Origin of the sequence: Faecalibacterium sp. IP-1-18, from assembly GCF_023347355.1 — a bacterium.
Classification (GTDB): domain Bacteria; phylum Bacillota; class Clostridia; order Oscillospirales; family Ruminococcaceae; genus Faecalibacterium; species Faecalibacterium prausnitzii.
The window spans coordinates 135,225-155,973 of the sequence record NZ_CP094472.1 but is presented as its reverse complement, the minus strand read 5'-3'; the positions used below and the strand labels follow the sequence as shown (position 1 = coordinate 155,973).

The window sequence follows — 20,749 nt, the reverse complement described above, 5'->3', positions numbered from 1 at the left end:
ATAAGGGCTTAATCTTCCAGTCTGCCGTGGTCACAGCCAAGCGACAGATAACGCTCCATCTCCCCTCTCAGCATCATCTGCGCATACTCCAAGGGCTTGTTATAGAGCAGCCAGTCCAGCTCTGCCCGCTGTGCCGGGGTGCTGCCGTACTCATCCTCGACGGCGATGCAGTCGATGGCAAGGGTGGTGTATGACGTTCGCAAACGTAGCAATGGCCAAACCCCTTTAGCATATAATATGATTGAGTGCTTTTAAATTTAAGCGCTTGAACTTACGTCCTTTTGTGGTATAATAAAGCTAGAGGATAGCGGCATTGACCAGCTATCGGTGGCGATGAAGCAGTGGACTGGTTCGGTATCAGCCGATTGTGGAGCCAGACCGTGGGTTGAGCGATAACCACAAGCCGAATAGATTCGATGAATCGAAAGAAAACGCTTAATAGGAGCCTTGCCTTTCGGCAGGGCTTCTATTTTTTTGAGGGAAGGCGAAAATGTGCAGGACGAACATCAGGATATTTTGTATCGGGCAGCAGAAGTCTGGAAAGAACTGACCGAGTACCACTATGTTTTCACCTACGGCTATAAGGGTGAACTGCACGAGATCAAGCTGACATTTTCGCCAGAGGACTTCCCTCACCTTGCTGGGTTCCACTACCTGAAAGACATCGCCTTGCCCCGCTATAGTCCACGCAAGACAGTTGATATGATTCTGTCTGATAAGATCACCTACGACAAGGTAAAGAAGGGCACACTCTATCAGGAGTATGTGAAACCACGTCTGCTGGCACTGGTGCGGTTGAAAGAAATACTGGAACAGGAGTTCGATCTGTTCTCCTATATGCCCCAGTTCTATCCGTTCGTGACCAAAATCAAAGCGGATTACTTGATTTCCAGCCGGATCGAACCAACTGCCTTTGTGTTCATTATCCGGGAATCCCCTTCCGGCAATGCGGTATGTGACTTTCTGTGCTGCTCTGCTTTTGAAGAAGGTGGCCGTGACTACCGTGCAAACCAACGTTCTCGAACGCTCCTGAAGAAAGAGCGTGTACATATTGAAACGCAGGATACGGTGGTTCTGTATGACCGCTTGCCGAAAAATCTCGATTAACAAAACGATGCCCACTCACTCATGGAAAAACCATGGGCGGGTGGGTATCATTTTCTTTGCAAATAAAAAGGACATCTACAACACCGTGGTGCTGTCCAATGTCCCTTGCGACTGATTTTATCGTTGTCCGCCAACCTCAGGCTCCTATGTCCTGCATCGCTTTCGGGTTTTATCGCTGCCCGCCAGCCTCAGGCCCTTACGTCCTGCATCAGATCGGATTTTAGGTGTCAGCCACACCAGCGGAGTGACGTCCGCTCTCCTGTTTATAGTATATTCGATTGGTACTCAAATGGCAATGGCCTTTCAAAGTAATCAATCTTTCAGTCTGCCGTGGTCACATCCCAGCGACAGATAATGCTCCACCTCCCCACCCAGCACAAGCTGGGCGTACTCCAAGGGCTTATTGTACAGCAGCCAGTCCAGCTCTGCCCGCTGTGCCGGGGTGCTGCCGTACTCGTCCTCCACGGCGATGCAGTCGATGGCAAGAGTGGTGCCATCCTCGAACCGGGCTTCCACCCGGTTGGTGTCCATATTGAAGCAGCAGGAAAGCAGTTTGTTCATGGTGAACCTCATTTCTATATCAAACGGTGTCTGTTCGGATGTCCTAAACCCTGCCATAAAACCGGTGGTTGATTTGTCCATTGGGCTTTGTTTTGCCCGTCTGCACATTTTTGCACACTTTTTGCACACCTGAATAGCTGGATAACGGTTGCAAAGCATTACACTGTATGCAAATAATGCGGTGTGTGCAAAGGCGTGTTTTGCGATGATACGATAAAAATAACGCTTCTTCGAACTTTTGAAATTTGACGAATGATGCACCTTGGATTCTTTTAATCAGAGGGCCAGGGATTCGAGTTCCCTCGAGCGCACCAAAATCCCACGAGGAATCGTAAGATTCCTCGTGGGATTTTCTTTTTGTACGCCGTTTGCACGGTCTCTGCACGGTTTTTGCACGGTCCGCATTTTTCGTGTCAGATAGAGTAAGTCTGTGAATTACTCTGCAATTCGTGCTATTTTTTGCAATTCAGGTCAGCAGAGCAAGGCGAAGCTGCGCTTTTATAGAGGGGTCTGCGTCCTTCAGAAGCTCCAGCAGTGCCGACACGGAGATGGTCGGTTCTGCTTCAACCGGGGCAGCCTGCACAGGTGTTGTTCCCGACTTGTAGAAGCCTTTCTCGAACTTTTTACCCAGCTTTTTGCGGGAATCCTGCTGGATGTGCGCATAGGTGTTGACCAGCAGATTGGCACTGGCGTGGCCCGTTGTGCCTTGCACCGCTTTCACATCGCCGCCGGAGATCATCAGCTGGTAGGTGGCACTGGAATGCCGCAGGCCGTGAAACACGATGCGAGTGAACTCCGGGTGCTCGTCCTGCCACTTGATGAACTTCTTGCGGATGAGGATCGGCTCTACCGCCAGACCGTTGGGCAGACGCAGGAGCATTCCGCTGTTGCGATAGCGTTCCGGCTCAACGGCTTCGTCCATTTCCAAACGCTTTAGCCAGTGTTTCAGTTCTTCTTTCAACACTGTCGTCATGAAGATGGTTCGGTTGGAAGATGCTGTTTTAGTCTTTTTGAGCACCAGCGTTGTGGTGCTGCCCTCGCGCTTATCCTCAAACTCCTGCAAGATGCAGCCCTTGCCCGTTTTTGCCAGCGATGCCTTTTGGACACGCTGCATACACTTGTTGATGCGGAATGTGCCGGTGCCGTCTGCTCCCTCAAAATCAAGGTCTTCCGGGGTCAGACCAGCGACTTCGCCCTCACGCAGTGCACCCACCAGCGTAAGATGGACTGCCAGATGCAGAATCGGGTCCTCCATGCTGGCAAGTGCGGCCCACATCTCGTCCGCGTCCCAGATGGCGCGCTCCTGAATCGATTTCTTGGGGCTGTCCACCGGAACGGGGCTTTTGATGAGGATGCCCCACTCCACCGCATACTGGAACGCTGTCCGCAGCAGGCGGTGCACCTCGTGGATGGTTGTTCCAGAGAGAAGCCGCTGCTGCTGTTTTTCCGAAAGCACCTGCTTTTTGCCCTCAAGATATTGGCCACAAGGCGTTTTGCTGAGGGTAGAATACAGGTCTTCCAGATGGTAAGGCTTGAGCTTTTGCATCTGCATATCGCCGATGTACGGAATAATGAGGTTCTGGACCGTTCCCAGATTGGATTGATAGGTCTGCGGTGCCCACTTGTGCTTGTTGCACTGTTTGGGAAGCCACTCCATCAAAAACTCTTTGACGGTGATGGTGGACGGAATCAGAAACGTTCCGTTTGCCAGTTCATGTTCGATTTGTTTTTTGCGGTTTATTGCCTCCTCTTTCGTGGAAAAACTTTCCCATTTGTTGCAGTTTTTACCCTGCTCGTCTTGGTAAGTATAGCGGACGCCATAGGAGCTGCCGCGTTTCGTAATATATGCCATACGTTATCTCCTTTTTCAAGCTGCCCGGAGCCACGCATCGAAGCCGCCTTTCGGGATGCGGATGCTTCCGCCGACCCGCAGGACACGGAATTCGGTGGTGCTGTTGCACAGGTTGTAAGCAGAGCGCAGGCTGATGGACAGCATCTGCGCAATTTCCTCCACCGTGTACACCAGTGTTGTGGCTTTCAGGCTGTCAGTCGGAGACTTGACGGCATTGGTTTGAGTGACCACTTCCATTGTATCGTTATTCGGAATGGTCTGCAAGATATTTTTCGTATAATCCAAGGATTTCACAGTTTCGGTCGCAACAGGCCGAGATTTGTTCATAGGCAAAACCTCCATGTTTTATTTTTGATATAAATTCAAAATCACCTGCTCACTCTGCTCATCCTGCGCCTATTGCACACTGTGAGCAGGCTGAGCAGGGCTTTTTCAAGTTGATTCTATTTTTTAATCCCACGGACTGGGAACATCAACGGGTAAAAACAGGTCAACGTCTACATTGTGAAAGCCCCGATTTGTGCCAATGCACTTATCATCATAGACGATGCCCAGACTTTTTTGATTATCTTTCAGGTGATGGATAAAGGTAGAAGCCGCCAGTGGCTTTTCCAGATTGTCCAGACACCAGCGTTCATAGACCTTATAGAAATCGGTAGACTTGCACTTGGTCCCCTGCCGAATTTCAAAGTAACCCTCGGATTTGAGAAAGCCCAGGATATTATTGCCCTGCTCCATTGCTTCTTTCAGATTTGCCGCAGTGCGTTCGCTGATGGTAAACTGATAGTTGTTCCGAATCAGCCGATGCAGCCCCTCCAATGCCCAAAGCAGGATACCCTCTTTTTCACCCCGCATCTTGTCAATGAGGAAAGGATCATCCACCCGGCCAACAGGTTTTTCCTTAGTGGTGAGCAACAGCTGGCGGCGATAGAAACCGTTGGACTTGTCATAGAGTGCGTGTAAGCTGCCATTCCCGAAGCAGGCAAACCGCACATACAGCGTACCCTGCACACTCTGCTGACCCTTGCGCTCAATGTCGATTTTATCTTCCAGTGTAACAAGGGTCTTGATGTTGTTGGTCTGCGGCAGGGCCTCAGTTTTCATGTCATCGTCCACCAAAAGCAGCTTGTACTCCAAGTCTGCACGGGCAAAACGATTGGTTTCCACTTTTTGCAGACTGCCTGTGTACATACTGCTGCCGAACAATTCTCGCAGGATCAGCCCGATTCTGGATTTTCCCTCACCGCCCTTGCCGACCATCAGCAGCATTTTCTGCGCTTTGGTAACAGGCAGCAGGCAATAGCCAATGTATTCTTGTAAGGCCGGAATATCTTCTTCGTATAGCAGTTCGTTCAAGAATTGCAGCCAGCGTGTCGGTGCTGGTGCTTCTGGCACATAGGCGATGGGCAGTCGGTTCATGCAGTATTCTTTTTCAGGGGTAAAGTGACCGTCCACAAAGTATGTGCCGTTTCGGACATGGATGCGGTCTGTTTGAATCTCCGGTGGTTCGGATGCACAGGCCAGCTTGATGGCCTGCATGATATGTTCAATACGTCGTGCTATGCTGGTGGTAGCGTAATAGCGGACTTGCTCATAGATTTCCTTTTTCAATGGGGCTTCATCCTCGATCATGCCATCCACCGTGAACAATCTGCCTTGAAAGCAGCGCATGGGGTGCAGGCTCAAAAAGTAGTCTGCAAACAGCGGTTCGATGATTTTTCCGTTGTCACCCACCCAGTTCCGAGCAGGTGTGTTATGCTGCTTCTTCGGTTTCTTTGCATCGTTCGATTGCTTCTCCAAGGGCGGTCACTTCCTTTCCGTTCAATAGTTGTTGCTTTTCATTTGGACTTTCCTGCAAAAGAATATCCAGCAGATATTGCACACGGTCTGCATAGTGTAGACTTGCTACAAAACAAGGATGCAGGGATACTTCTGGATTTTTGGGTGCATAGGCCATGCGCCAATTTACTAGCAGAGAACGATAGCTGCACAAGATTTTGTAAAGTTGTTCTTTCGGGCTTAGTGGCTTTTCCACGGGTTTGCAGAGGAATCGTGGAGAATTGCCTGTTGCAGAAAGCCCAAAATCTGTAGCCAGCTTTTCAGCCGCTTGTAGCAGGGACAGTTGAAACAGTTTTGCGGTGAAGTCTATCACATCACCATCCGCTCCACAGCCAAAGCAGTGAAACCGAGAGTCCACTTTCATGCTGGGATTACGGTCTGCATGGAATGGACAGCAAATCATGCTGCTGCGGTTTGGACGAAAACCATAGGCTTCTGCGGCTTGTCGGGCGGTAATATTCAGCTTTACGACTTCAAATAAATTGTTGTTCTTGAAGATTTTCCTCCTTTACAGTTCCATGCCATGACTGCGCTTCTTCGGTTTGGTGCATGTCTGCTCACGCTGATTGATTTCTTCCTGCCTCTGATGCAGCTTTTGTAGAACAGACGGACGAGTATTTTCTTTGATTTGCTCGATGGCAGGCTTTTTGATTTCCGGCTTTATAAGGACAGTTTTCAATCTTGCGGTAATCCTGTTTACTGCTGCAATAATATTTTTCCGCAGCGTTGTGATTTGATATGTGGTGTAGTCCAATGTTTCCTTGCTTGCCGTTCGCCCCGGCTCTTTCAGCCAGTCCAAATATATATCGACCTGTTCTGTGCTTGCTTTCAAAGCATCGTTCACAGCGTTTTCTGAAACAACAGCCACAGCTTTGTCGTAGGCAACCGCAGAAATCTCATCCAACAAGTTCTCGGTATCTTCAATCTTCTGAGAAAGTTCACTTAACTGTTTTTCCTGCTTTTGAATTTTTTTATCGTTGCTCAGAAGTGTTAGGGACTGATAGGTTGTACGGCGAACCTGCTGATGCTGTGCTTTCTCATTCTCTTGTTTCAAATTTTCAAGCTGAGCGGTCTGTTTCTGTACGGCTTTTTCCTGTTGAGCAAGTTGTTCTTTTTGCTTTGCCATGATATAGTCCCGCTTTTCCAGATAAGCCCGTCCGCCGTATTCCGGCACTTCGTCCAGTTCCAAGCCGTGGCGTTTGGCAATCTCGAATAGCATCGTGCGGCAGGCTGCATCAAATGTGATCTTACGATTGTTGTAGCGACCAAGGGGCTTGTCTGGTTTTGGCAGTTCAAAACCCAGTGCTTCCAATGCCTTTTCCTGCTGCGGAGCAATCTCTCCATACTTATTTTCACAGTCAAACACATGGCGTTCGTGGATGTGCGGCGTACCTTCATCCAGATGCAAGGCCCAATCCAGAATGTGAACGTGTTTGCCGAAACGCTCATGGAACTCATCCATAAATTCTGTGGCGATTTGAAAAAGCTCTTTGGGCGAAGCGTGGCTCTCCAGCGTTCCAAGCTGATAGATGCTTTCTTCGGGGCAGGTTTTCTTGCTGGTAAGCAAATCTTCGGGAGAACGGTTTCGTTCCGTGTGCCGGATTTTGGCGTTGCGCTCATTCTGCTTTTCGGTGAAGTTGGTGTAATGCAGTTTGTAGTAGAGCTTTTCAACTTCTTCAAAAGTGTCAGCCAGACTTTCCTCACTCTTGGGCTGCAGAGCAGAGCGGATGCCGTTGTAGCAATCCCAATAGATGTTTTGCTGGACACGTTCCGGGTCGATATGCTCGCTGTTGGCAATTTCAAAACTGCGGTCATTGTGCTTTGGGTTATAAGTGCCGTGCTTTCCGGCGCGGCCATTGTGTCGGGTCAGTTTCAGCGACCATCTCTCCTTTCTGGGGTCACGCAGAGAACGCTGTGCGCGGGGTAGAGGCAACGCGGTGCAGCGAAGCTGCAAATCTGCCGCCTGCTATGCGCCAGATAATACCCAGTAGGATATGACGCAGGGCATCACATCCACTGGGCAAGACTGCCGCCCTTGACCCGCGCAAAGAGCCGGTCTCGCCTGTCGGCTCGGTCGGTGCTTCAAAAGGCCAGTGGCCTTTTGAGGTCGCCGCAGGCGACCCGCACCTCTCTGCACTCTTGCGCCGAACAACCTGACAGACAAAACTTTGCGAAGTCCTCTCTGCCAGCTTGCCCGGTTCTTCTTCGGTGTCGGTCTGCCCGCAAGCTGTTCCTGCCCGATTTCCTCCGGCGTATGGCTTCTTCTTGGTGCGCTCGTGTCGTGGCGGCACTTCCCCGAAAAAGCATATTGACTTGCAGCCGATCATGTGGTTTTCAAGGTGCACTGTGATTTTGTAAGAAGTTGAGGGCTTTCAAAAATGCGAGTAAGACTGCTTTTGAAAGTAGTTCCCACACCTTATACAAACTTAAAGGGGTGTTTTTAAACGGGGGCTTATGAAAATTCTGAAAATTTTCACTTTTTCAAACAACCTCCTATACCTATAACATTCTAAAATGGGTGTTTGGCATACAGATTTTCAAATTTTGTTGAACTGCCTAATTTTAGAATATAGATTTTGTTCATTATCCACTTATAGAACTAGCGGAAAGCCGTTTTACAAAAGATTTTGAAAGCCTCTACACTAATAGGAATCCGCAGGACCGTTTTGGAATACAGTTTTGAAAATTTCACAATTTTAGACAAAAAGAAAAACGGCAAAGCGGATAAAATCCACTTTACCGTTTTAGAAGATATTCTATTACGCTGCGATTGCGTTGGCGTTGACCTGTTCAATGGTCTTGCGAATACCAAGCCATACACTCAAATCTGTAAAGACCTCTACGATGCTTCCCTGGTCTGTAAAAGGTGGTTCCTGCAAAACAGAGAGGTCCTTCATCGTACCATTATGTACGATGTACTCGACAATCTGGTTGACAAAGTAAATCTGTCGGCTGTCGAGGTTAGCACCATCCAGATATTGCGAAAATGCAGCTTTCGCCGCAGCCATATCAAGACCAACGATTTCCCGCACGAATTCTCCCAAAGGCTTTGTGCCATATTCGGCTTCATAGTCCTCTTTTGTGCCAACCTCACTCCAAAGAATTTTTTCGAGTTCCTTGACATCCTCGGCAGTGAGCGGGATGTTGCCTTTCAGCTTGGCGATGGCTGCATTATCCTGATGCTGCCGTACATAGTACTCAGCTTTTGCCTTGTAATTTTTCAGATCATCGTTTTCCAGCTCGGCTTCTTTCCATTCTGTCGAAAGAATTTCGTCAGAGAAATCTGTGGTGTACCGTACCCGCTCGATGGGGATGTACTTGATCAGGTCACGCAACTCTTTTCGGATGTGCTCAAACTCGTTCACATCGGCAGTTTTGATATAGTCGGTCTGGATAATTTTTTCGAGCAACGCGCGTTTTTGATCAATCTCTGGAATATTGGACACGCTCGCAACCGCTTTCGCTTTTTTCAGCAGCTCGCTGCGGCCACGAGTGTAGAGCTTCCCGGCAAGGTATGCCAATTCGATGCCGTACAGCAGAGCATCAAAACGCAGTGCTTTCGGGTCATCCGGTTCCGGTTCGATCAAGGGGGCAAGTTCTTCCCGGGCAATCAAGGTATCTGCATAGGTCAGCGCATTGTAACTATTTTTATCCGCATACAACTCAACATATTTCAAATGCTGTTTGACCGCAAAATTGTCACGATTCAGCTTTTGCACCTGACTGACCATGTGCTCCACCAGTGAAGTCCGGAACGCTTTCAGTTCTTCCGTTTGGAACTGCATATCCTGCAATTTATACGCGATTTCAAACTGCAAACCGAAAATCGCACCCTGAACGGCAATCATATTCGGGGTAGCATTTCCTTTGTTCATGCGGAAGAACTCAAAATTCCCGCAGAAGTCAAAAATGTAAAACTTCTTCTTGTCCTCACCATCCAGAAGCCCCGGACACAGGCGGGTTCCGCGACCGATCATCTGCCAGAATTTTGCCTTGCTCAGAACCTTTTTGAAAAAGACCAGATTCAGAACCTCCGGCACATCGATGCCGGTGTCCAGCATATCCACCGAGATGGCAATCTGCGGCAATTTCTTCGGGTCAGAAAATTCGTCAATGGCACTCTGCGCATAACTAAGCCGATTGTCGATCACCATGGCATAGCCGTTCATGTGCGGATATTCCTGATTGAACACTTTGAGGATTTCTTCTGCGTGGTCGTGGCTCTTGGCAAAAATAATCGTTTTTCCAATTTTGCTGCCGTAGTCGATTTTCAAGGCGTTCTGCATCACGACATTCAAGACCTGCCGAATGGTGTCCTTGTTGAACAGCCAGCTGTTCAGAGCAGATGCATCAATGCTGGCCGGCAGGTTGCCGTTTTCATCCTCAAAGGTGTTTTCGTAGGCTTCCCGTTCTTCGTCCGAAAGTTCATCGTAGGTGATGCCTTTCTTCATGAACTTTACTTCGCTCTCCACCGAGAGGAAGTCAACCAGAAAGCCATCCTTGACGGCCTGCGCCAGCTCATAACCATAGGTGGGCACACCGTTTTCGAGGTCAAAGATCTCGTAGGTGTTTTTGTCGATCTCATCCTTGGGTGTGGCGGTCAGGCCAACCAGCGGTGCATCGAAATAATGGAAGATGTCGCGGTATTTATTGTAGATGGAACGGTGTGCTTCATCGCAGATGATCATATCAAAGTGGCCACAGGTGAACAGCTTGCCCTCTGCATCGTGAACGGAATCAATGCAGTTCATCATGGTCTGATAGGTTGAGAACACGCAGTGTGCCGTAAAGTTGTCTTTGTCCTCGCAGAGATTCGTTACGGAAAGCTCCGGCAGGAGGTTGACAAAGCTGCGCTTTGCCTGGGTTACAAGGCTGTTGCGGTCAGCCAGAAACAGCACGTTCTTGACCCAGCCATGCTGCAATAATACATCCACCAGTGCAATGACGGTACGGGTCTTGCCGGAGCCGGTTGCCATGACGAGCAGGGCTTTCCGGCGGTTCTTGCGGCCAAAACTGTCGCAGACAGCCTTGATGGCCCCCTCCTGATAGTACCGTCCGGCAATGTTTTTGTTTACATCCACATTGGCAAGGCTGGTGCGCATGGCTTGCAGATTGAACCATTTTTCAAGGTCGCGCTTGGAGTAAATGGAAGCGACCTTGCGCTCGGGATAGATATTGTCTACAATGCGGGTATCGAAACCGTTGGTCAGGAATACCACCGGGCGGCGACCAAACTGCTTTTCGAGAATATCTGCATACAGCTTTGCCTGCTGACGGCCTACTGCAACATCCTTACAGGTGCGCTTTGCTTCGATCACAGCCAGCGCACGGCCATCATCGCCGTACAGGACATAATCTGCATAGCCGGTGCCGCTCTTGTTGGGCATCCCGGGCAGAGGGACCTCGTTGACCCAGTTTTTGCCCTCGACCCACCCGGCATCGGTTAGCATGGAGTCAATATACAGTTTCCGGGTCTTGTACTCCGAAAGTTCCAGCGGCTTGGGTACATAGGTGGGCTGCTGTGTTTCACGGCGGGCGGTCAGCTGCGCCTTGAGCTCGGCATTTTCCTTGATGAGTGTATCCAAGTCCACATCCGGCAGGGCAGGCTGTGCAACGGGTGCAGCAGGCTGTTGTGTGAGCAGGGAAGCGTCAAATTTCTTTTCCTGATAGCTTGTTCCGTAGCAGTACGCCACGAAATCAAGGAACAGAAACAGGTTTTCGAGGCAAAGTTCCGCCTGTTCCCGGCTGATGCTGCGGCTTCCGTGGGCGGCATCATTGCCGCGCTTGCGAATAAAATCCATCCGCCGCCACAAATCATCGTCTACAATGTCGTGAAATTCTTCTGTGCTCATCAGGCTGATGAGCTTATCATCCCACGGCTTGACGAGGGAGCTGTCCACCGAATACATCCATTTGACTGCAAACTCCATGGCGCGGCGGCAGTCCAGCACAGCGGTGGCCGCATCAATGGGCAGAATCCTCTCCGCAGCAATCGCGGCATCCGCAAAGCCGGAAAATTGCGGGTCATCTTTCAAAAAGTCAAAGTTGGTCAATTCTCACACCTCCCGGCTTCTATTTTGAACGATTTTCAGCCAAAATGCAAGCGTTTTGCGCAAAAAGTTCTGCGAACAATTTTGATTTGTCTACCTCGGCTGCAAAGGCGGCAAACTGGTTTTGGAGGGAAAGAGGAGGTATAACAAATAGGAATTTTCGTTGTGCGGTGATTGGAACCTGATTTCGTGTCGTCTGCTTCATATCCTTTGTATACTGACATACAAAGCCTTCACTTTGCATATAGGCTTTTAGATAATCGGGAACCATGCGTTCCTTATCACATCTATACGCTGTCAATGACGTTCCCAAAATCACCTTTTCATCGTCAGTATATAAAATAGCTACTGGGCCAACCGTTGCATTATGTGCAAATAGTACATCGCCATTTTGAGCAATTCCCTTTCGCAGTTTAGATGCTCTTTCCTCGGTAAGATGCTTCGCTAACTTCAAATTCACATCATTATGCACAATGCAGTTAGCGCTAATATATGGCACTCCACATTCTACAAATTCTTCATTACGAGGATAGTCGCTACCATGATTTCCGTCTAAATGATACATAATAGTTCCATCATCTATCATCTTTTGCAATGTTTTCACTTTAAAACCGAAAGGATTAGAAATCGGGTCACCAAACATCTCCACAAATCGAGCTTTGACAAGTTCATCCAGCATGGCAAGTTGTTCTCGGCGGTTTGAAATCACAGCTTCTACTCTTTTTAAGGTAGAAATAATTTCCTGTTGCTCGGTTTTATTATGCAAATTAAATTCTTCGGTTTTGTAATCTCGAAAATAGATGTGTGGAATGGTTGCACCCGAAAAATATTTTTCGAGGTGCATATATTTGACAGCATAGTATAGATATTCGGGTTCGATACAGTTTTTGGGTATAAGATACTGCATCGTGCCGATGATAGAGGATTTTTCAGGGAGAAGCATCGTTCTCCCAATGCCCGCACCGTCCTTCACAACAGCAACAGTTTGATGTTCCTGCTGATAGGTTTCCATGCTTCCAATACGACCTGATGCACCGTATACCGGATACTTTCCATTTTTATCAACGATGTCCTTTTGCATCAAGCTGGATGTCCCACGTTCGCAAACATCTTCAAGTTTGACTCGCATTGTTTTCTCCCACAAATTAGAAGTTGCCTTTTCAGGCAATAAACTTCTGGTGGGAGGTTTTGACGTTGTTCTGATTCACGATTGCATACTGCATGGTGGTGCCGATCTGCGAATGACCGAGGATTTTCTGCACCTGCTCAATGGGCATTCCCTTGTCGATGGCACGGGTAGCCATGGTGCGGCGGAACTTATGCGGGTGGATCTTGTCCAGATTCAGCTCGCGGCCCAACTCCCGCAGACGGATCTCCACGCCGCTGATCTTCAAACGGTCAAAGGGTGCGTCCAGTGTTACAAACAACGCCGGGTTTGCATCGGTGCGGGAGCGCAGATAGTCCTGTAAATGCAGCTTTGCCTTGGCATCAAAATAAACCCGGCGTTCCTTGTCGCCTTTGCCGAACACTACACACTCGCGGGCTTCAAAGTCGATTTCTGAAATGTTCAGATTCACCAGCTCTCCCACACGAATGCCAGTGGAATACAACAAATCAATCATAGCAAGGTCGCGCGCACACTTGCAGTTATCCCGCAGGCGTTCAATAGCTTCGTCCGAGATGGTTTCCTTCACGGGCTGTTTGGTCTTGATTTTATGGATGCGGCGCATGGGGCTTTTGAGGATGTAGTCCTCTTCTTCCAGCCACGAGAAAAAGCTGGAAATATTCCGGCGCACATTGTCGATGGTCACTTTGCCGCAGTTGTTGATCTTCTGATATTCCACCAGATACCGCCGGATTTCTTCGGTGGTCATCTTGCGCAGGGGCGTGTCCACGGTTTGCAGCAGCCGTTCCACCGTGACCCGGTAATACTGGATGGTGCGCTCAGAGCAGCCCTCGATTTTCTTGGCATCAAGGAACAGCTTCAGATATTCCTCGTTGGAGATCTGCTCTTTCTGCGCTTCGGATTCAGAAAACGTCTGCAACAGCACCTCTTGCAGCTTTTTCATCTGTGCAACATTCAGGTACTCTGCCATCTCGTTGATGATCTTCACGATTTTGTCTTCCATATTGGCGCACTCCTTTTCTGGTGTACCAACATCCTGCTCCGGCAAAGTGCCTGTTGTTGCTTATTATCAGCCAAAATACTGTTGCATCAGGCTGTCAAAGAGTAATTGTGTCTGGTCAAGGGCTTTCTGCACGTCAGCTTTTGATTTGTCTACCTCGGCTACAAAGGCGGCAAACTGGTTTTGGAGGGGCAGAGGGGGAATTAAGACAGGTAACGCTCTGAGCTGGCGCATATTGATACTTGCAATACCTGTTGTCTGTTTGGCGCAACCCAAAAAGTAACGCTTTGCTTTTTGATGTTGCAGATATTCAGCAAAGTAAGCGGGCAAAAGTTCGCTCTTATCAAGTCGCACACGGAAAATGTGATTTTGATGAATGGAATCTTTTAATGGATTTTTGATAATAGCACCACGGCCTACTTTGTCAGGGTCACCACCTTCAGTCATTAAAATATCATCTGGCATCAAACGATACTGCTCAATTTCCTGCTTGGTTGCCAAAATTGTTTTAACCGTAGTCCAGTCGATATATCCGCTTTTTACATTTGAAACTGCCATATATGGCACTTCGATTAATTCAGTTTCCGTTGTTTTACGCCCTTTCGTGATTCCTGAAACAATATCCGCAAGGCTTTCCAGTGACTTTTCAGGCCATTCGAGGGAGTTTAGTAACATATCCCCAAACACCTCCACAAATCGAGCTTTGATAAGCTCGTCCAGCTTGGTGAGCTGCTGCTGATAAATGTGAATAAGACCAGAAATATGATCCAAAGTATCAACTACTCGGTATTGTTCGTCCAAAGGCGGCGTAATAACAGAAAGGTCACCTACTTGTTTCAGGTAAATGCCCTTTTGTGCTACGCCACGAGCCTCAGACTCCAAAAATTTTCGCATACTCTGAAGCTGGTACATTAAATATCGATTGTTTATTATTGTTGGGTTTGGCTTTATAACCGCAACACTCCGTTGCAGACAAATACCTGCTAACATTTCTGGAACAACCGCTACTCGTCCAACAGTCCCCACAATCGTCATGAGCAAGTCACCAGAGAGCACATTCGTCCGCTTGTTTTCGATGTCAAATTGTTCATCTGTTAAAAATCGTGGAGCCGTTGTAGTTATTTCATCATCGTTGATATTTTTGGAGCTAAGCATTAAATGTTTGCTGTTTTCAATTCCGGCAGGCGGATTATGGCTCCCATCGGTAATTTGAAAGCAAATGTCTCCCAGTTTTGCCATCTGTTTCTCCCACAAATTAGAATTGTTTCATTTCAAAAGTTCTTCCAAAGCGTCCATCTCTGCGTCGATCTTCTTTTGCAAATCACGCAGCTGTGCCATAATTTCCTGTGTGGAAGGATACTCCACCGGCACATACTCGGTCTTTTTATACTTGTTGATGGACAAATCATAGTCGTTGCCCGCGATCTCGTCTTTCGGAACAAAGAAGCTCTGTTCCGTGCGCTCACGGGTGGCCTCAGCCTCCCGGTTGTGGAACCGGGTGATAATATCGGGGATGTCGTTTTCCGTGGTCGGGCTGCGCTTATCGTCCAGCGAGAAGCCGTCGGCCTTCATATCGTAGAACCAGACATTATCCGTACCGCCGTGGCCGGTCTTGGTGAAAATCAGGATGGCGGTGGAAACGCCTGCATAGGGCTTGAACACGCCGGAGGGCATGGAGATCACGGCTTCCAAACGGTTATTCTCGATGATCTCCCTGCGGATCGCCTTGTGTGCAGTGGAAGAGCCGAACAGAACGCCATCCGGGACGATGCAGGCGCAGCGTCCGCCGACTTTCAGCATCCGCAGGAACAGGGCGAGGAACAGCAGCTCAGTCTTTTTGGTCTTGCAGAGCTTGAGCAGGTCGGTGGAAACAATGTCGTAGTCCAGACTGCCCTTGAATGGGGGATTTGCCAGAATCAGGCTGTATCTGTCCTTGTCGGGGTTCTGGTCGCTCAGGCTGTCGCGGTACTCGATGAACGGGTTGTCCACGCCGTGGGTCATCATGTTCATAGCGCCGATGCGCAGCATGGTGCGGTCCATATCGAAGCCGTGGAACATGTGGTTCATGTAGTGGTCTTTGTTTTTGCGGTCAAAGAACACTTCCTGCTTGCGGTTTTCACGCAGATATTCGCCAGCGGCCACAAGGAAGCCCGCCGTGCCGCAGGCCGGGTCGCAAATCACATCATCAGCGCGGGGCTGCATCAGGTCAACCATCATGCGGATGATGTGGCGTGGGGTGCGGAACTGACCGTTGACACCCGCCGTTGCCAGCTTGGAAAGCAGGTATTCGTAGATGTCGCCGCGAATGTCGGTGTTGGAAAGCTGTGCCGCCTGCTCATACATTCCGTCCATGGCAGTCACGATTTTATCCAGCATCAGCGGCGTGGGCACTTTGAAAATGGCATCACCCATGTACTTGGCGTAGGCACTGTCCTTGTCGCCGTGCAAATTCTTGATGAAGGGGAACACCATCTCCTGCATGGTGGAGTACATTTTGCCTGCCGGGAAATCGTGGAAAACGCTCCACTTGAGCTGTGCTCCATCCACAGTGCGCTCCCCGATCTGTACCTCGCCCGCAAAGATGCTCTTGTAGGGCAGACCCAGCATAGCGGCTTCTTTGGCGTGGGTGTTGTCGCTTTCATCGAGGTCGTGAATGAACATCAAATAGGTCATCTGCTCGATCACATCCAAGGGATTCGTCAGGCCGCCCGTCCAGAAAATCTCCCACAGGCTGTCAATTTTGCTTTTCAGTTCTCCGGTTACCATGTATGTTCCTCCTGCGTGTCGAGAAAATAAGCCCGACAAACAATAATTTGTTATACTGTTATTATACCGTTTCTTCGGGATCGGTTCAATCTGCAAAAGGGGGAAGCCCGGAGTTTTCTACATTGTATGAATTTGATGTTGAAAATTCGATATTTCGTCCTATTGACGGTTTTGTGCAGAACAGCTATAATATAATTGATATTATCATAATTTAAATTATATTATATTAAGCAAGAGGTGAACGGTATGGACTTCATCGGCAGAACATCCGAACTGGCAACGCTGAATGCAGAATTAGAGCGTGGCAGCGGTTTTGTGGTGATTTACGGCAGGCGGCGTGTTGGAAAAACAACGCTGATTAAAGAGTTTATCAAAGATAAACGCGCGTTCTACTTTTTGGCAACCACAGAAAGTGAAGCCCAGAGCATGAAGCGGTTTGCCGGGGTGCTTTCCCGTACCACGAAGAATCCCATGCTCAGCAAGGTCACATTCACCGACTGGCTGGATTTATTCCAAGTGGTAGCAGACGACCACCCGGACGAGAAAAAGGTGCTTGTCATTGATGAATTTCCGTATCTGGTCAAGACGAACCCGGATTTCCCGTCCATCTTGCAAAACGCATGGGATGAAGTGCTGAAAGACCATAACGTGATGCTGGTTCTCTGCGGTTCCCTCATCAGCATGATGAAAAAACACGCACTTGCCTACGACAGTCCGCTCTATGGCCGTAGAACGGCACAGATTCGGCTGATGCCGCTGCAATTTACGGATGTGTATGCGGCGCAGAACCTGTCGTTTGAGCAGGCTGTGGAGCAGTATGCCATCACGGGCGGCGTACCGAAATATATGGAGTTTTTCCAGACGGACGAGCCGCTGGTGGAGCAGATTCGGCGTGTGGTACTGTCGAAAAATGGCTTTTTGTATGAAGAACCGGATTTCTTGCTCAACGAGGAAGTGCAGACGCCTATCAACTATTTCTCCGTGCTAAAAGCGATTTCGGACGGCAACCACAAGCTGAGCAAGATCGGTATGACGATGGAGCAGGACACGTCAGCTATTACGCCGTACCTGAAAACACTGATCGACCTTGGTTTTGTTATCAAGAACGTTCCCATCACCGAAAAGAATCCAGAGCGTTCCCGGAAAAGCCTGTATTATGTTTCGGACAACTTCATCCGCTTCTGGTTCCGCTATGTGTACCCATTCAAGGGGGAGTTGGAACTGGATAACCAGCAGATCGTGCTGGACGAGATGGGCAAAGACTTTAAGCAAAAGTTCGTGGCTTTCGCTTATGAGAGCATCTGCCGGAACATCTTTGCAGAGCTGTGCCGAAAGGGGCAGATTGACTTTGAACCTTCACGCATTGGCTCTTACTGGTGTAACGACAACGAGGGAGACACAGAGATCGATGTTGCAGCTGTGGACAACCAGCACAAACGGCTGTTCCTCGGTGAGTGTAAGTACCATGCGAAACCTGTGGATGTGGCGGTCTACTCTGCCTTGCAAGAAAAGGGGCAGTCCAAAGAACTTACAGCGGCCTTTAAGGGCTACGAAATTGTGTACGGACTGTTCTCCAAGAGCGGCTTTACAGATCGACTGGTGGAAATGGCAGCGGAGAACTCCAACCTGATTCTGATTCAGGAAGATGCAGTTTACAGGAAGTAATATAATCCAAATTATCATAAGTTTAATTATATTATTGCGGGATTTTCTGTGCGCTATGTTTAGCGACCTTGAGCCAAAATGTAGCATCCTTTGGGCAAGATTTAGAAACTACGCCTTAAAAAGTAGCAATCTCTGAAAAAGTTTAGCGAGGAGGCATATCCTGTGGAGGGCGGAAACTCGCTATACTCTTGTAAAAAGTATCGACTTTGACGAAGAAAGTATCGAGTTCGATATATTACGCTTCAAGAAAGTATCGACTTTCGATTGAGCATATCATCGTGTATGGCGTTTTTTCCTTGCAATGCCACATCAACGGTGTATAATACTTTTAGAGGATAGCGGCGTTGACCAGCTATCGGGTGGCATTGAAGCAATAGACTGGTTCGGCATCAGCCTGTTGTAGAGCCAAACCGTGGGTTTAGCGAAAACCACAAGCCGAATAGATTCACTCGAATCGAACAAAAACGCAAAATGTCCGCTCACTGTGGAGATTCAACTCCATCGGTGGGCGGGCATTCTTTTGTTACTTGGTGGTGAACTGAATGCCAACAGTATAAAAAGGACATCTACAACACCGCAGTGCTGTCCGATGCCCCTTGTGACTGATTTTATCGTTGTCCGCCAACCTCAGACTCCTATGTCCTGCATCGCTTTCGGATTTTATCGCTGCCTGCCAGCCTCAAGCCCTTACGTCTTGTATCAGATCGGATTTTAGGTGTCAGCCACACCAGCGGAATGACGTCCACTTTCCATTTAAGATTATATTCAATTTACATCCAAATAGCAATGTTTCATATAGAAGTTTAGCAAGGCGGGCATATCCAATGATATATGGAAAGTGTGGAAAGTAATGCGGAAAGTGCGGAAACCTGCCATAGAAAAGTGGCAACTTCATCTCAAAAATGGCAACCTCTATGCTAAAAGTGGCAAGTTCCCTGAAAAAGTGGCAACATTAAAATAAAATGCAGCAAGAGGCATATAAGAACCACCATTGTATAGAACCGCCCACTAATCCGAGTTCTCCTTAGACGAGTGGGTTGTTTCGCTTTTGAATCTCTGATTGGTTACTTAAGATACCCTCAAGTTCTAGGTCAGAATGTTTTCTTGGGGTCATACTGTGGAGCATGCCATTAACGAATTTACAATAACATAGTGAACAAATCTGAATAATTCACTTGAAAATAGTAAACAATTCCGGTATAATAGAAATAGGTATACCCAGATTGGCAACGCATACAAAGGACTGTTTTGACATATGAAAGAAACGGTTAAAGTTGAATTATTGAAAGATCCCGAGTGCTTGATGGGATTTTCATGTGGAGAGCCGTCAATTGATGAGTTGATCAAGAAAGCATACTACGAAACACTTCTTGAAAAAGGATATACGTATGTTGCTATTTTGAATAATCGCGTGATTGCGGTATACCAAATCGCATTTATTACACTATCGGCAGAAGAAATCAGTGAAGACACGAATGACCACAACTGGTCTGGAAATTCCGAGTTAAGGTATGGATGTCTCTTAATTCATTATCTTGCGGTAGAAAAAACGTGTCAACACAGAAAAATCGGAAGTACGATACTGAATGGTATACTAAAAGAGATTTCTCTGCTTGGACGAAAGTGGCCTGTTCGTTTTATAATTATTGATGCGGTAAATGATTTAGTATCGTGGTACAAAAGTTTTGGCTTTGAACCGATTCGCCAAATGGCAGTTGAAAATGCTGGTTTTACAACGCGAATGTATTATGACTGTTATCACCATGATCGGGCCGAATTGGAACGGTATGAAGAGGCCTGTATCAATGATCTTATATAAAAATGAAACGAAGGAGGGCAGTTTATGCGTTATGTGAATGAAGATATCGTTTTGCGAGGCGATGAAGCAAAGCAGTTTGTGTATAATCTGCATCATCCCAATGTTGCTAAAATAGTGGAAGAGAATAGACGACGGGATAAGGCACTTGATGAAGTGAACTATCAGGAAACAGATGATGGTTTTACGTTTGAACTGGAACCTTTGGATTGGGCCAATAGTATAGAAACCATCCAGAAGTTTATAAGCACAATCGAGGTCTGCAATCTGCATTCTTTTCGATCTCAAATGAACTTTATTTGTTTGGACACGAGTGATTCGTTTGAGCAACAAAGTTTAACTGCAGTAGATTCTTTCTCGGCGACAGTTTCATCTGTAGAATCTGCCGTCAGCCGAGATGACGAAATGCTGCTGGCTGGTTAAAGAAAGTGGTGCAAAGATGGATTTGAACAGTAAGAAAAGTGGTTTCAGATTTTCTAATCCAGAGTTGGTGCACTTAGAATATGAAACGAATCAGTCTTTTTGTGAAGAATCTGAAATTCAATTGCGTATAAATCTGAGCACGGACGTAAAGCCTTATGAAGGAAAATCAAAGGCTGAAGTGATCTTAACTATAACTTTAGGTGGAAAGACAGAAAAAGATCCATTTTATCTCGAAGCATCGGAACAAGCAACGTTTGATTGGTCCGGAAGTCAATTCAGTGATGAAGCGCTTGAAAGTCTTCTGAGTAAAAATGCCCCTTCACTGTTGTTGAGTTATTTAAGACCTATCGTTGCAAGTTCAACAAATTGGTCTCGATATGGAAGTTATAACATTCCTTTTATCGATTTTACGAAGGCTGTAAAAGAATCTGATTAACCTAGGCTTGAGGAAACAGTTCTATTAGATGATGGGGCTGTTTTCTTTTTGCCTATACAAGCTATTACACAAAATGCCCACTCTCCTGAGAACTCCTCAGACGAGTGG

General features: G+C 47.7%; 17 protein-coding genes. 5 read left to right on the top strand and 12 right to left on the bottom strand.

What is annotated here, in order from left to right; all coding sequences use genetic code 11:
• Nucleotides 1–8 precede the first annotated feature (8 nt).
• A complete protein-coding gene (locus tag MTP43_RS00670; RefSeq protein WP_146746938.1) occupies nt 9–212 on the bottom strand; it encodes a DUF6061 family protein in 204 nt (67 codons plus the stop codon).
• A 280-nt stretch (nt 213–492) separates the two neighbouring features.
• Here MTP43_RS00670 and MTP43_RS00665 point away from each other — a divergent pair, with 280 nt between their 5' ends.
• Nucleotides 493–1,107, top strand: a complete 615-nt coding sequence (locus MTP43_RS00665; RefSeq protein ID WP_223386733.1) for a PBECR4 domain-containing protein — start codon at nt 493–495, stop codon at nt 1,105–1,107.
• A 312-nt stretch (nt 1,108–1,419) separates the two neighbouring features.
• Here the strand turns inward: MTP43_RS00665 and MTP43_RS00660 are convergent, their stop codons facing one another.
• From MTP43_RS00660 to MTP43_RS00610, 11 genes are all read right to left on the bottom strand, one after another.
• Nucleotides 1,420–1,668: a DUF6061 family protein gene (locus MTP43_RS00660; RefSeq protein ID WP_112121638.1), complete on the bottom strand. Its 249-nt coding sequence runs from the start codon at nt 1,666–1,668 to the stop codon at nt 1,420–1,422.
• A 466-nt stretch (nt 1,669–2,134) separates the two neighbouring features.
• The gene (locus MTP43_RS00655) at nt 2,135–3,520 is read right to left on the bottom strand and encodes a site-specific integrase (protein ID WP_113620666.1); all 1,386 of its coding nucleotides are present in this window, start codon (nt 3,518–3,520) and stop codon (nt 2,135–2,137) included.
• 15 nt (nt 3,521–3,535) lie between these two features.
• On the bottom strand, nt 3,536–3,847 hold the full coding sequence (locus MTP43_RS00650; protein WP_113620665.1) for a helix-turn-helix domain-containing protein: 312 nt from the start codon (nt 3,845–3,847) through the stop codon (nt 3,536–3,538).
• A 123-nt stretch (nt 3,848–3,970) separates the two neighbouring features.
• Nucleotides 3,971–5,320, bottom strand: a complete 1,350-nt coding sequence (locus MTP43_RS00645; protein WP_238057192.1) for a DNA primase family protein — start codon at nt 5,318–5,320, stop codon at nt 3,971–3,973.
• Nucleotides 5,274–5,762 (bottom strand): CHC2 zinc finger domain-containing protein, encoded by a 489-nt coding sequence (locus MTP43_RS00640; protein WP_097785644.1) that lies wholly within the window; start codon nt 5,760–5,762, stop codon nt 5,274–5,276. The genes MTP43_RS00645 and MTP43_RS00640 overlap by 47 nt, the downstream gene beginning before the upstream one ends.
• Nucleotides 5,763–5,867: 105 nt before the next feature.
• Nucleotides 5,868–7,313, bottom strand: a complete 1,446-nt coding sequence (locus tag MTP43_RS00635; protein ID WP_242983861.1) for a hypothetical protein — start codon at nt 7,311–7,313, stop codon at nt 5,868–5,870.
• A gap of 805 nt (nt 7,314–8,118) precedes the next feature.
• Entirely contained in the window at nt 8,119–11,412 is a 3,294-nt protein-coding gene (locus tag MTP43_RS00630) for a DEAD/DEAH box helicase family protein (RefSeq protein ID WP_113620663.1), read from the bottom strand.
• A 19-nt stretch (nt 11,413–11,431) separates the two neighbouring features.
• Entirely contained in the window at nt 11,432–12,538 is a 1,107-nt protein-coding gene (locus tag MTP43_RS00625; RefSeq protein WP_249234981.1) for a restriction endonuclease subunit S, read from the bottom strand.
• A gap of 31 nt (nt 12,539–12,569) precedes the next feature.
• Entirely contained in the window at nt 12,570–13,538 is a 969-nt protein-coding gene (xerA, locus tag MTP43_RS00620; RefSeq protein WP_118658036.1) for a site-specific tyrosine recombinase/integron integrase, read from the bottom strand.
• A 66-nt stretch (nt 13,539–13,604) separates the two neighbouring features.
• Nucleotides 13,605–14,774 (bottom strand): restriction endonuclease subunit S, encoded by a 1,170-nt coding sequence (locus MTP43_RS00615; protein ID WP_249234980.1) that lies wholly within the window; start codon nt 14,772–14,774, stop codon nt 13,605–13,607.
• 27 nt (nt 14,775–14,801) lie between these two features.
• Nucleotides 14,802–16,301, bottom strand: coding sequence for a class I SAM-dependent DNA methyltransferase (locus MTP43_RS00610; RefSeq protein WP_113620659.1), 1,500 nt, complete (start codon nt 16,299–16,301; stop codon nt 14,802–14,804).
• A 246-nt stretch (nt 16,302–16,547) separates the two neighbouring features.
• Between MTP43_RS00610 and MTP43_RS00605 the strand changes: the two genes are divergently transcribed.
• From MTP43_RS00605 to MTP43_RS00590, 4 genes are all read left to right on the top strand, one after another.
• A complete protein-coding gene (locus MTP43_RS00605; protein ID WP_113620658.1) occupies nt 16,548–17,966 on the top strand; it encodes an ATP-binding protein in 1,419 nt (472 codons plus the stop codon).
• Between the two features lie 1,255 nt (nt 17,967–19,221).
• Complete coding sequence (locus MTP43_RS00600; protein ID WP_113620657.1) at nt 19,222–19,785, top strand: GNAT family N-acetyltransferase; 564 nt, start codon at nt 19,222–19,224, stop codon at nt 19,783–19,785.
• 24 nt (nt 19,786–19,809) lie between these two features.
• Nucleotides 19,810–20,205 carry a hypothetical protein gene (locus MTP43_RS00595; RefSeq protein ID WP_113620656.1) on the top strand — a complete coding sequence of 132 codons (396 nt, stop codon included), beginning with the start codon at nt 19,810–19,812 and terminating at the stop codon, nt 20,203–20,205.
• Nucleotides 20,206–20,221: 16 nt separating this feature from the next.
• Nucleotides 20,222–20,641: a protein-export chaperone SecB gene (locus MTP43_RS00590; RefSeq protein WP_162789023.1), complete on the top strand. Its 420-nt coding sequence runs from the start codon at nt 20,222–20,224 to the stop codon at nt 20,639–20,641.
• Nucleotides 20,642–20,749 lie beyond the last annotated feature (108 nt).

Bases quoted from the DNA above. Each gene is read 5' to 3' on its own strand.
- MTP43_RS00660 (WP_112121638.1), bottom strand. From the start codon at position 1,668: ATGAACAAACTGCTTTCCTGCTGCTTCAATATGGACACCAACCGGGTG.
- MTP43_RS00655 (WP_113620666.1), bottom strand. From the start codon at position 3,520: ATGGCATATATTACGAAACGCGGCAGCTCCTATGGCGTCCGCTATACT.
- MTP43_RS00650 (WP_113620665.1), bottom strand. From the start codon at position 3,847: ATGAACAAATCTCGGCCTGTTGCGACCGAAACTGTGAAATCCTTGGAT.
- MTP43_RS00640 (WP_097785644.1), bottom strand. From the start codon at position 5,762: ATGATTTGCTGTCCATTCCATGCAGACCGTAATCCCAGCATGAAAGTG.
- MTP43_RS00625 (WP_249234981.1), bottom strand. From the start codon at position 12,538: ATGCGAGTCAAACTTGAAGATGTTTGCGAACGTGGGACATCCAGCTTG.
- xerA (WP_118658036.1), bottom strand. From the start codon at position 13,538: ATGGAAGACAAAATCGTGAAGATCATCAACGAGATGGCAGAGTACCTG.
- MTP43_RS00615 (WP_249234980.1), bottom strand. From the start codon at position 14,774: ATGGCAAAACTGGGAGACATTTGCTTTCAAATTACCGATGGGAGCCAT.
- MTP43_RS00610 (WP_113620659.1), bottom strand. From the start codon at position 16,301: ATGGTAACCGGAGAACTGAAAAGCAAAATTGACAGCCTGTGGGAGATT.
- MTP43_RS00605 (WP_113620658.1), top strand. From the start codon at position 16,548: ATGGACTTCATCGGCAGAACATCCGAACTGGCAACGCTGAATGCAGAA.
- MTP43_RS00600 (WP_113620657.1), top strand. From the start codon at position 19,222: ATGAAAGAAACGGTTAAAGTTGAATTATTGAAAGATCCCGAGTGCTTG.
- MTP43_RS00595 (WP_113620656.1), top strand. From the start codon at position 19,810: ATGCGTTATGTGAATGAAGATATCGTTTTGCGAGGCGATGAAGCAAAG.
- MTP43_RS00590 (WP_162789023.1), top strand. From the start codon at position 20,222: ATGGATTTGAACAGTAAGAAAAGTGGTTTCAGATTTTCTAATCCAGAG.